The sequence below is a fragment of the uncultured Agitococcus sp. genome (assembly GCF_937920075.1).
Lineage (GTDB): Bacteria > Pseudomonadota > Gammaproteobacteria > Pseudomonadales > Moraxellaceae > Agitococcus.
In genome coordinates, this window is the sequence record NZ_CALETI010000335.1 from 1 (window position 1) to 11,978 (window position 11,978).

Here is an 11,978-nt window from a genome sequence, read left to right on the forward strand (position 1 = left end):
TGCTCTTCCGATCTAATCGGGCGTGAGCTTGCATCACACAACTCAGGATCGAAAAACGCTAAAGCCAATGCTTTATTACCATCATAATTAATTTCAACAGTTTTTAAATTTGAACCGCCCAACTCAAAATTAGGAAAAGCCCCTTCTAATAAATCAACCCAAGATTTAGAACCTTCAGGTGGTGCTAATAAAATTTGATAACCCGCATCTATGCCACAAGTCATCCATACTAATTGCGTGTCTATGGTTAAATTTTCCATGCCCTACCTCTAGCGATTCGCCCCAACTCGTAATAAGGGTACATAAAAATACCGCCGATTTTCGGGCTTACTTAAGGCGAGTTTAAGCACTGACTCCGCAACTTGCAAGCTATGTCCTTGTTTTTGATATTGATTCATTTCATTTTGTAAATCTTGGGCGCGGCCATTTAACCATGTTTCTGCTTTGGTAAATAACAAATCACCTAAATCGCGTGTTGAACGGTCTGGCCATTTAGCCAAAATTTGCCGCAATAAATTAAACAAGGCTTGTAAAGCCCCACGGTCGGCACTGCCTGCAAAAATACGTTTTAACACGGCTGATTTTTCGCTATTTTGTAGCTCTTTTTCTAAAATGGTACGCAAAGCTAAGGGAGCAATTAAATCTAAACCGATGGTTTTATTAATATCAATAATCCGTTGACCAACCCCTAATACCGAAGAAAAGACTAAATAATTCATGCCAAACGATGGGCAACCCGCCTCACCTAAACGCTGACGCAAGGTGTCTAATTGATCGCCTGCATAACGATTGACAAAATCGGCAAAATCGGCGGCGGTTAATTGGCTTTCCAACATATCCGCCTTACTTAAAGCCATGACCCAAACCATATCTTTTAAAGGATTATTTTTTTTCTTTGGCCCGCCACTTTGGCGTAATAAATTGGCAATTTCATTGGTCATATGGGCTAAATGGGCGCGTAAATAGGTTTCACCATGACGTTGAAACTGCGCACCATCAATCACCAAAAAACATACATGACTATTAACCATGCGTTTTAAACAGTCATCCCGTTGTTTTTTCTCTTTTTCATCAACGGGTTCACGCTCCCACCACTCACCAGGATAATCTAACCATTGAATCTCTAAAGGCACACCTTCACAGTCTTGAATGTGCATTTGAAAACGATAAGCGGAGGCACGTTTAATGGTCGCTTCGGGAAAAAAACCATTACATAAGCCCTGAAATAGCTCATTTAAACGCTTAGAGTCGCTGGAATCTGGTGTACTGAGATAATAATGATGTTCATTCTGCCAACGACTACTGGCCATATGACCTAAATAACTGGCTAATAACGTAGTTTTTCCGCAACCACGTCCGCCTAAAAAAGCTATTTTTAATGTTTGTAAGGGTTTATCTTGTTTGGCCATGAGTATCTAAAGCCTGAGCTGTAATTTCGTAGAATTTAAAAAATAGTAACCAATTATCAAAAAACGTTATCAAAATAGCCGTCTTTCCAAGTCTATTTTTGCGTCAAACTCGCCTACTCTGCCTAAATGTTAACAACGACGCAAGCAAGTTTTTGCAAGAATTGTGCAAATATCTTACAAAGCTCCCTTAAATCTCTCTGTATACTGTGTCTAAAATTCGTCTCAAGGATAGGGTCTGCTGTATGTCTGCCATCCCATTTTATCAAGTTGATGCTTTTAGCAATCAAGCGTTTAAAGGTAATCCTGCTGCTGTATGCGTTCTGGATTCATGGCTTGATGACGGCTTGTTACAACAAATTGCTGCCGAAAATAATTTATCTGAAACGGCATTTATTGTCCCTATTGCGACTGGCTACGAAATACGTTGGTTTACCCCAACCACCGAAGTAGAACTATGTGGTCATGCAACCTTAGCTGCCGCTTATGTGATTTTTAATTGTTTAGCTTATCCAAGCATGGTCGTTCACTTTAAAACCCGTTATCGAGGCGATTTACGAGTTTTACGCGAAGATGATGGTTTAACTTTGGACTTTCCTAGTTGCCCTGCCACATCTTGCCCAACACCACCAATACTAAAACAAGCTCTTGGTATTGAGCCGCAAGAAGTTCTCTTTGCTGACGATTATTTAGTTGTTTTAGCCAATGAAGATCAAGTAAAACAAGTGCATATTAATAAGCCTTTGCTTATGCAACTTGAAGGCCGAGGCGTTATTATTTCGGCACGTGGAGAGCAAGCCGATATTGTCAGTCGTTTTTTTGCCCCCAAGTATGGTATTGATGAAGATCCTGTGACTGGCTCCGCACATTGCACATTAACTCCCTACTGGTGTGCGCGACTTGGCAAAAATACACTTGTTGCCCAACAACTTTCTGCTAGAACAGGTAGTATAAGGTGTACATTATCACCAGATAATCGTGTGCTATTACACGGACAAGCTGTCTTAATTATTGAAGGGAAACTTTATTATGAACAACCATTACCACTGCCCAATGCCTCTTGATGCTATTGGTGCATTAGCCTTAGGCCACAAAATCGAAGCTATTAATATTGTACGCAAAGAAAAAGCCTTGAGCCTCAAAGAGGCCAAAGCCTTAGTTGAAGCCTATGAGCGAGATAACCCAGATTTATATCCCGAACCAATAAAGGACACTAGCTCTAAATTTTTATGGTTAGGTTTAGGTGCTATGTTTGGCTGTAGTGCTTTTGTGACGTGGACTTTACTAAATCTACATTAGCATTGTGAGTTTGCTCCTTTTTATACAAAAGGAGCAAAGTTATTTGTTAAAGAGGACTCAACAAAATAGCCTGTACTTCCTCAGAAGCATAAAAACCGTGTAAATGACGACGAATAAAAGGCTCCAATAAATTTTTTTCACCCAACTTTTTTAAAATCGGTGGTGCAAAAGCTACAGCATCAATTAGCAACATATCTCGTTTGATACCAACTTCCTCTAATAATATATCCAACGTCACATCACCATATCGCTGAAAAAATGCGTCTATCCCAGCTTCCAATAAGACTTTAAAATACGTTGTTTGTCTAAAATCACGCCAAAACTCATAACTCATCACGCATAATTCTTCGACATCTATGCTGGTTAATAATTGCTGATAAGTGCTAATCGGTTGTTGTTTAATATTGTCCCAAATATCCAAAATACTATCGCGTAGTTTATTTTGATCAATATGCGTCAAAAAGCTTCGGCTTTCAGCAATAATATGACGAATACTTTGATTAATATATAAACGAAGGCTATCTTCAATCGCTTCTTCTAAGCCTTGAGGTAAATGGTTAACAAAGTCTTTTGCTTTGCTTAACACGGATTGCACACGTTGGACTCGCTTTTTACCACCGATCATTTGCGATAATAAATAATCACGCAAACCATAATAAACCACGTCTGATGCTAAACTCGCATAAACTGGATTAATGACCACTTCGCGCAAAATATATTCTCTAATATTTTTTAACTCTAAGATTTTATCTAAAACTTGCTCAAATTGACGGTCGCTGAGTATTTCATTTAGAGTAGTTTGCTGATGAATATGATGACCATGAACACGACGAGCAATATCACCCATAATATCAAACACCCCTGCCCCCAAATCCAACTCTATGGCATAACGATGCACAGTTTGTTTAATTTGCAGAGAACTGACGCATTCGCTCAAAGTAATCAAGGGCGCATTAGCTAAAACTAAATCCAACTCTTGCTCTAATGTTAGGTGTAGATCATCTGCAATTATTTTTTTTAGAATATACGCAACTTGTGCATCTAATAAGGTTTGAGCCTTTGGATGTAAAATTTGTTCCATAAACGAATCCTAAAATAATAGCGGCTGTTGTTTTTTGATAATAACAGTTATCTGCCACAGCCCCTACAGCTAAAAACATTTTCGTCCAAGCTTTGTTGCTTGCTAATATCGGCAAGACATAGTATTTTTATCAACAATACCCCGCTAGACAATGCTTATAGTAATAAGCAATGATCTTTGGCTTTAAAATCAAGCTCATCACCCCACGAGAGATTTTACTGGCCGCATATTAAGTGTCTATGCCACTTAATTGCCCCTCACCAAGGGAAAGTTCATATTTTTTGCAATGACATTGCCACACGCAATGCGTACAGTGTTATATTCACTCACTTTATTTTTTCAAGCTTAGCATGGCTAAGTTTTGGACTTATGTTGTTATCACTGATTTGCTCGTATTTAAACTGTTTTTATGGTTACTGAGCGTAGCTTTTATGCTCTCACAACGTGCTAATTTGAGTGAAACGCCTAAGTCCTCAGTTTATATTTTTATTGTATTTGACACCCATTGAGCAACGACTATTTTTATCGAGTATCAGTCGTTTAATAAAAGCTCTTTTTGCACAAGCGAGACATACTATGGACGAGGCATTACGTAAAGCCGCCTTGGATTATCATGAATTTCCTCACCCTGGTAAAATTTGGGTGACTCCAAGCAAACAATTAACTAATCAACGCGATTTAGCATTGGCTTATTCACCGGGTGTGGCTGCGCCGTGTTTAGAAATCGAAAAAGACCCAACTACTGTCTCTCGTTACACCGCACGCGGTAATTTGGTTGCGGTGATTAGTAATGGTACAGCGGTTTTAGGTTTGGGTGATATTGGCCCACTCGCCTCTAAACCTGTGATGGAAGGTAAAGGCGTTTTATTTAAAAAATTTGCAGGGGTTGATGTTTTCGACATCGAAATTGATGAACGTGACCCTGACAAATTAGTCGAGATTATTGCCTCTTTAGAGCCAACGTTTGGTGGCATTAACTTAGAAGATATTAAAGCACCTGAATGTTTTTATATCGAAAAGAAACTCCGTGAACGCATGAAAATCCCTGTGTTTCATGACGATCAACATGGAACATCGATTATTGTTGGCTCTGGTTTGTTAAATGCCTTAAAACTGGTTAACAAAAAAATCGAAGATATTAAAATTGTTTGTTCTGGCGCAGGCGCGGCAGCTATTTCATGTTTAGACTTATTGTGTGCGATTGGTGCACGCCGTGAAAACATTTATGTGGCTGACTCTAAAGGTGTTTTACACTTTGGCCGTCAAATGGACGAAAGTAAAGCCAAATATGCCCAAGAAACTGATGCTCGCACCTTAGGCGACATTATGAAAGGTGCAGATATGTTCTTAGGCTTGTCTACAGCAGGCTTAGTCACGCGTGACATGGTTGCTAGCATGGCCGATAAGCCAATTATTTTTGCTTTGGCTAACCCTACGCCCGAAATTATGCCTGAAGAAATTAAATCGGTGCGTTCGGATGCGATTATTGCCACAGGCCGTTCTGACTACCCCAACCAAGTCAATAACGCCTTATGTTTCCCTTATATTTTCCGTGGCGCATTAGATGTAGGCGCAACCACGATTAACGAAGCCATGAAAATTGCTAGCGTACACGCTATTGCACGTATGGCACACGTTGAACGTGACGAAGTAGCTTATGGCGAACCAAACAGCTTTGGCGCGGAATACATTATTCCTAAAGCCTTAGACCAACGTTTGATTATGGAAATTGCACCTGCGGTTGCTAAAGCAGCAATGGACTCTGGCATTGCCACACGCCCGATCAAAGATTTTGATGCTTATCGCCAACGTTTGTCTGAGTTTGTTTATAACTCTGCATTTATTATGAAGCCCGTTTTTGCTCAAGCAAAAGCTGCACCAAGCAAACGTATTGTGTTTTGTGAAGGTGAAGATGAGCGTGTATTACGTGCCGTACAAATTACCGTTGATGAAGGTTTAGCCCATCCTTTATTAGTCGGTCGTGCGAGTACAATTAACAGTCACATTGAAAAATTAGGTTTGCGTATTCGTGCTGGCAGTGACTTTACCTTAATTGACCAAGACAACTTACCTCACTACGAAAAACTCTGGAACTACTACTATGACTTAATGTGTCGTCGTGGAATGGGCATTGAGTTAGCCATGCGTGAAGTACGTCGTCGTAGTACCTTAATTGGCGCATTGTTAGTTCAATTCGGCGAAGCTGATGGCATGATCTGCGGTACATTTGGTCACTACCATTTGCACTTAGATTATATTGAGCAAATTATTGGTTTAAATGCCAATGCTCAAAACTTCTATGCAATGAATGTATTAATGACTGAAGATCGCAATTTATTTATTGCTGACACTTACGTTAATCCAGAACCCAGTAGCCAACAAATTGCTGAAATGACTTTATTGGCTGCCGAAGAAATTCGTCGTTTTGGTATTGTGCCTAAAGCTGCTTTATTGTCTCACTCTAACTTTGGTACAGAAAATACGGCCAGTGCCGTCAAAATGCGTCAGGCTTATGCCTTAATTCGTGCCAATGCACCAGAGTTGGAAGTTGATGGTGAAATGCATGGTGATGCAGCCTTAAACGAAGAAATTCGTAAGGCCACCTTCCCCAAATCTAATTTAACAGGTAATGCTAACTTGTTAGTTATGCCAACCTTAGATGCAGCCAATATTGCCTTTAATTTATTAAAGACTGCGTCTGGTAGTGGTGTCACTATTGGCCCAATCCTCTTAGGTGCGGCAAAACCTGTTCACGTGCTAACACCTTCTGCCACAGTACGTCGTATTGTGAATATGGTTGCGTTAACCGTTGCTGAGATTTTAGCCAAAGAATCTCAAGCTTAAGCCTCACTAAAGAGAGGATATCAACGATATCCTCTCTTGTCTTTTTTTGCCTTCCTCGTTAACTTTCTGCTATTGTTATTCATTAGCTCTTTAACTACGCTTAATATCAATAAATACTTAGCTATTTAAAACTTATAACAACTATTGAATTATTTAATCAATCTTGATAATGTACTGACAAGTACAATTTCATTTATTTAAAAATATCTAATTAAATCAATATATTAAAAACATCGGTACTAGATACTAAGCAAAATGACTAAATCCATATTAAATCAAATCATTAGTTGTGCAAAAACACATCGTGGCGAACAGCGACGTGAAGCATTATTAAAGGCTGCGCGTCTTATATTTTTAGAAAAAGGATTTGCTGGAACAAGCTTGGATGATGTTATTAAAATAACTGGTGGTTCAAAAGCCAGTGTTTATAAATATTTTGGCAATAAAGATGGTTTATTTGCTGCAATGTTTGCTGAGCGTTGTCAGGTTTTTTTAGCCCATTTAGATATTCCACAAGGATTAAGTGATAATTTAGAGCATACACTCACTCAATTTGCACAACGTGTTTTAGAATCAGCTATTGATGTGGAACGAATTGCGCTAATTCGAGCATTGGCCACAGAGGCTGATCGTTTTCCTCAATTAGCTGAAATAGCTTATAACACAGGGCCAAAATATGTTTTAGATTTATTAGCCAGTTTGATCAAACGGCATCATGATGCTGGTTTGCTTGTCTGTCCTCGCCCAGATATAGCTGCCATGCAATTTATGGAAACCATCAAAGCTCACGCTCAATGGCGCACCCTACTCGGACTGCCTGCTTTTGCTAACGCTATCAATGCCGATGATTATATTCACATTGCTGTCACTAATTTTTTACGTGCATATCAACCCTAGAGGCCGACATGAATAAACATCAATTATCCGAAGACGATTTTAAAGTCGAAGGCCATTGCTGTGCGATTAGCATTCCTGCTGTTCGTACTGCCACACAGCCGATTGATTTTGATCAACAAAGGCTAAAAGATTATTTAGCAGCACATTATCCCCAACATACCTCTGACACAGAAAAACCATCAGAAAGTCCATCATTAAGTGATAGTTAATTTTTCTAAATACTCAGCCATTGCCGCAAAAATGGTGTAACAACTTTCTAACACTTCCTCAAACGGATAACTAAAACCACTATGCACCCATCTCATCACAATATGGACGTTTGCACCATTTAAACCCGATGTCACTAATTCCACATTTACGCCCTGATTAGGAAAATTAGGAAACAGAATTCGGCCAAATTGCTGCAACATGGTATCAAAGGTACTCATGGTATCCATAATCAAAGCTTTATTTTCAAAGCGCACATGTGGCACATCAATAAATAAGATACGGGCAATACGTGGATCGGTTGAGACATAACGCAAAAACGTAGTTAAACCTAATCTAATTAACGCTTTAGGTTGCTTATCTTCGGCATTTAACACCGTCATGATAATCACGTTTTGCATATCGTGAATTAAACGCTGATAAACCGCCACCAATAAACTTTCGGTATTTTTAAACGATTCATAAAAATAGCGTTCGGTTAATTTGGCTTCAGCACAAATTTCGCGCACAGTCACTTTATAAAAGCCATGTGTACCAAAACATTGCAATCCTGCTTCTAACAATTTTTGCTGACGTTCCGCTTGTCGTTGTTCGGCACTCACCCCACGAAAAGACCGCTTTTTCTTGTCATTGGATAATGTTTCAGTCATTTTTGTAAAAAACCTACGTTTAGATGTTGACATCAATCGTTGTCAATTATAAAGTTGACAACACTTATTGTCCAGTTTGGTAACATAATTTATGAACACGATTAGTCCAGATTATCAAATCATTGTTATTGGCACAGGGTTTTCTGGCCTAGGTATGGGTATTGCCTTAAAAAAAGCAGGCATTAATGATTTTGCCATTCTTGAAAAAGCTAATGATGTTGGTGGTACATGGCGTGATAATCACTATCCTGGTTGTGCGTGTGATGTGCAATCTCACTTATATTCTTTCTCGTTTGAACCTAATCCAAACTGGTCAAGAATGTATGCTCCCCAACCCGAAATTAAAAAATATTTGCAACATTGTGCACGCAAATATGGTTTGTTAAGTCATATTCAATTTGGTCAACAAGTGAAACAAGCCGTTTATGAAGAAGACTATAAATTATGGCGCATCGAAACAGCAGCAGGTAAAACCTTAACCGCCCGTGTTGTGGTGGGTGGCATGGGCGGTTTGAGCACCCCTGCTTATCCAAACATTAAAGGTTTAAACAAATTTAAAGGCGTTAAATTCCACTCTCAAGATTGGCAGCATGATTATGCGCTTGAAGGCAAACGTGTCGCAGTCATTGGTACAGGTGCAAGTGCAATCCAATTTGTGCCACAAATTGTGCCTAAAGTCGCGCATTTAGATTTATATCAACGCACGCCACCTTGGATTATGCCAAAACCTGATCGTGACATTACCAGTGCAGAACGTACCTTGTTTAAACTTGCGCCTAAGAGCCAAGAAGCCATTCGTAATGCCATTTATTTGCAATTAGAAAGCCGTGTTTTAGGTTTTGTACTTAATCCACGTGTGATGAAATTGCCTGAGTTACAAGCTCGTCGCCATATTCGTCAAGCGATTAAAGACCCCGTCTTACGCAAAAAAGTCACGCCTGATTATGCCTTTGGTTGCAAACGCGTCTTAATTTCTAATGACTATTTGCCCTCATTAGCACAACCCAACGTTGATGTAATTACTCACGGCATTAAAGAAGTACGTGCCAATAGCATTATTGGTGATGATGGTGTTGAACGTCCAATTGATGCAATTATTTTTGGCACAGGCTTTAAAGCCCAAGATCCAATTCCTCGTGGTGCTATTTTTGGTAAAGGTGGCGTCGATTTATTGGATACATGGAAAGAAGGCGCACAAGCTTACTTAGGTAGCACCATGAGTGGTTTCCCTAATTTATTTTTATTAATGGGGCCAAATACAGGTTTAGGCCATAGCTCAATGGTCTTTATGATTGAGTCACAAGTCGCTTATGTCATGGACTTCTTAAAACAAATGAATAAGCATGGCTGGAAAGAAGTGGATGTGAAAGCCGATCAACAACAACGCTTTAATGATGACTTACAAAACAAACTAGGTAGTGCGGTATGGAGCACTGGCTGCAAAAGCTGGTATGTCAACGACAGCGGCAAAAACACCACCCTCTGGCCAGGTTTTACGTTTGACTTTAGACGTAAAACTGCCCAGTTTGATGCTCAAAACTATCAAACCAGTAAATAACTTTTAGCCTACCCCCCTTTATTCAAAGGGGGAATTAATATCCATTGCCCCTGTGCTGTGCCACCTAAGCCAAAGGGCGACCACTGAGGACTTACGCGCAATAAAATGCGTAAGCCTTATACTTTTAGAGAGAAAACCATGAAATCTTTTACGAATAAAGTTGCTGCGATTACAGGTGCTGGCTCTGGTATTGGCCGTGCTTTAGCCCTCAACTTAGCCAAACAAGGCTGCCATTTAGCGTTAAGTGACGTTAATGAAACAGGTTTAGCAGAAACAGTTGCTCAAGCCAAAGCTTTTGGTGTCAATGTGACCAGTCAAAAATTAGATGTCTCGAATAAAGATGGTGTACATGCTTGGGCAGATGCTGTTGTTCGTGATCATGGCAAAGTAAACTTAATTTTTAATAATGCAGGTGTGGCGTTAGGTAGCACCGTTGAAGGCATGAGCTATGACGAATTAGCATGGGTTATGAACATCAATTTCTGGGGTGTGGTCTATGGTACTAAAGCGTTCTTACCATACTTAAAAGCTTCTGGCGAAGGTCATATTATCAATATTTCTAGTATTTTTGGCCTTTGCTCTCAACCCTCTCAAAGTGCTTATAACGCCAGTAAATTTGCGGTACGTGGCTTTACCGAAGCCCTACGCCAAGAATTAGATATCGAAAATGCACCAGTCAGCGTCACTTGTGTTCATCCTGGTGGTATTAAAACCAATATTGCTAAAGCTGCCAAAATGAATGACAGCATTAAGAGCATTGGTTTGAATCCGTCAACAAGCACACAAAACTTTGAAAAACTGTTTAGAACAACACCTGTAGAAGCAGCCAATGTGATTTTAAAAGCCGTACAAAAAGACTCACGTCGTGCGTTAATTGGTTCTGATGCTTATGTCGTTGATGCGATGCAGCGTTTGTTACCAACAGGTTATCAAAAAATTGTGTCTTTAAGCACGAAGTTGATGGGTTAAACGACTCAGAAAGGCAGAAGAAATTCTGCTTTTTTGCACAACTAAACACTAAAAAATGATCTAGGTATCAAAACCCGTCTTTATCAAAATCATCAAAATCTTTTGCAGGCGGTAATTCTAAATCATCTACCATAGAACTTTTTACTGGTTTTGACTCTTTTTTAGACTGTTCAGTTGGGGTATCATCTTTTAGATTAAAAGCAGCCAATTTTGATATATCGTCTGTTTTTTGATTGTCACTGTGAGCATTGATGATTTTTTCTACAATTATTTTTTTCTCAACTACTTGTGCTTCATCCTGAATGACCTGTGTTTTTTCAATTTTTACCGCATCATTTTCAGCCTTATTATGCTCAGCCAATTGCAAATAAAGTCCACCACCACCAATCAAAGTACTAATAGCACTGATCGCAATTACCAATGGATTATTATTGTTTGACATTAGTATGCCTTCCCTTACTTATTACATCAGACATAAGAATGAGCAAAGCTCATCCTTATTGGAGCTAAAAGATTTTTTTAATCAAATGGCACAGCCTTATCTGAGCTTGATGTTGGGATCGGCGCATCAATTTTTGCTGCTTTAAACAAACTAGGAACAGTTGTTAATGCTAATGTAGTATTACCAACAATACCTGTTAAATCACTTACCGTATTTTTCAATCCAACCAATTTTGTTGCTTGCATAGGATTAGACTGTACAGATGTTATGGCACTCTGACCAGCAGGCACAAGATCTTTTGCTTGTATAACGCCCAAAGCAAAGTTAAATGCTGCATTAATCGCACGTTGTCTCTGCTCTGCTTCCAATTTACTTAACTCTTCTTGAGCCTTGGTTTGATCTGCCATTACTGCATCAGTAACTGCTTTATTTTTCTCTGCCAATTGCTTCATTTTAGCATCACGCTCTTTGGGATCTGAAATAGCTTGAATAGCTTTTAACTCTGTATCTAAAGCTGCTACTTTAGATTTATCACCCAAATACACGGTTAACAATAAAGCACTTTGCTGAAACATCGCATTTGTTTCGGCAGCCTTCACCATATCTTCCGTAACCATGGTTCCGG

The 11,978-nt window shown here is 39.3% G+C and carries 13 protein-coding genes; 7 read left to right on the forward strand and 6 right to left on the reverse strand.

The features are described from left to right. Positions 1-260: hypothetical protein (locus Q0212_RS11625; protein ID WP_297925656.1), on the reverse strand; the 260-nt coding region annotated here is incomplete at its 3' end. Between the two features lie 9 nt (positions 261-269). Further along, positions 270-1,409: a hypothetical protein gene (locus Q0212_RS11630; RefSeq protein WP_297925658.1), complete on the reverse strand. Its 1,140-nt coding sequence runs from the start codon at positions 1,407-1,409 to the stop codon at positions 270-272. Positions 1,410-1,651: 242 nt separating this feature from the next. On the opposite strand from Q0212_RS11630, the gene Q0212_RS11635 reads away from it, so the two are divergent. Next, positions 1,652-2,470, forward strand: coding sequence for a PhzF family phenazine biosynthesis protein (locus Q0212_RS11635; RefSeq protein ID WP_297925661.1), 819 nt, complete (start codon positions 1,652-1,654; stop codon positions 2,468-2,470). Then, positions 2,436-2,705 (forward strand): hypothetical protein, encoded by a 270-nt coding sequence (locus tag Q0212_RS11640; RefSeq protein WP_297925663.1) that lies wholly within the window; start codon positions 2,436-2,438, stop codon positions 2,703-2,705. The genes Q0212_RS11635 and Q0212_RS11640 overlap by 35 nt, the downstream gene beginning before the upstream one ends. 46 nt (positions 2,706-2,751) lie before the next feature. Here Q0212_RS11640 and Q0212_RS11645 read toward each other — a convergent pair whose 3' ends face one another. After that, the gene (locus Q0212_RS11645; protein WP_297925665.1) at positions 2,752-3,786 is read right to left on the reverse strand and encodes a hypothetical protein; all 1,035 of its coding nucleotides are present in this window, start codon (positions 3,784-3,786) and stop codon (positions 2,752-2,754) included. A 576-nt stretch (positions 3,787-4,362) separates the two neighbouring features. Here Q0212_RS11645 and Q0212_RS11650 point away from each other — a divergent pair. The 3 genes from Q0212_RS11650 (at position 4,363) to Q0212_RS11660 (ending at position 7,736) form a co-directional block, all read left to right on the forward strand. After that, the gene (locus Q0212_RS11650; protein ID WP_297925667.1) at positions 4,363-6,630 is read left to right on the forward strand and encodes an NADP-dependent malic enzyme; all 2,268 of its coding nucleotides are present in this window, start codon (positions 4,363-4,365) and stop codon (positions 6,628-6,630) included. 255 nt (positions 6,631-6,885) lie between these two features. Then, complete coding sequence (locus tag Q0212_RS11655; RefSeq protein WP_297925669.1) at positions 6,886-7,527, forward strand: TetR/AcrR family transcriptional regulator; 642 nt, start codon at positions 6,886-6,888, stop codon at positions 7,525-7,527. Positions 7,528-7,535: 8 nt separating this feature from the next. Continuing rightward, entirely contained in the window at positions 7,536-7,736 is a 201-nt protein-coding gene (locus Q0212_RS11660) for a hypothetical protein (protein WP_297925672.1), read from the forward strand. Here the strand turns inward: Q0212_RS11660 and Q0212_RS11665 are convergent. Further along, the gene (locus tag Q0212_RS11665; RefSeq protein ID WP_297925674.1) at positions 7,722-8,384 is read right to left on the reverse strand and encodes a TetR/AcrR family transcriptional regulator; all 663 of its coding nucleotides are present in this window, start codon (positions 8,382-8,384) and stop codon (positions 7,722-7,724) included. The two genes, Q0212_RS11660 and Q0212_RS11665, sit on opposite strands and share 15 nt — an antisense overlap. 91 nt (positions 8,385-8,475) lie before the next feature. Here Q0212_RS11665 and Q0212_RS11670 point away from each other — a divergent pair, with 91 nt between their 5' ends. Together Q0212_RS11670 and Q0212_RS11675 are read left to right on the forward strand one after the other, a co-directional pair. Continuing rightward, positions 8,476-9,942 carry an NAD(P)/FAD-dependent oxidoreductase gene (locus tag Q0212_RS11670; RefSeq protein WP_297925676.1) on the forward strand — a complete coding sequence of 489 codons (1,467 nt, stop codon included), beginning with the start codon at positions 8,476-8,478 and terminating at the stop codon, positions 9,940-9,942. Between the two features lie 138 nt (positions 9,943-10,080). After that, positions 10,081-10,911: an SDR family oxidoreductase gene (locus Q0212_RS11675; RefSeq protein WP_297925678.1), complete on the forward strand. Its 831-nt coding sequence runs from the start codon at positions 10,081-10,083 to the stop codon at positions 10,909-10,911. A 67-nt stretch (positions 10,912-10,978) separates the two neighbouring features. Here Q0212_RS11675 and Q0212_RS11680 read toward each other — a convergent pair whose 3' ends face one another. Together Q0212_RS11680 and Q0212_RS11685 are read right to left on the reverse strand one after the other, a co-directional pair. Next, positions 10,979-11,353 carry a hypothetical protein gene (locus Q0212_RS11680; RefSeq protein WP_297925680.1) on the reverse strand — a complete coding sequence of 125 codons (375 nt, stop codon included), beginning with the start codon at positions 11,351-11,353 and terminating at the stop codon, positions 10,979-10,981. Between the two features lie 77 nt (positions 11,354-11,430). Beyond that, positions 11,431-11,978 (reverse strand): hypothetical protein (locus Q0212_RS11685; protein ID WP_297925683.1); only part of this gene is annotated, 548 nt, incomplete at its 5' end.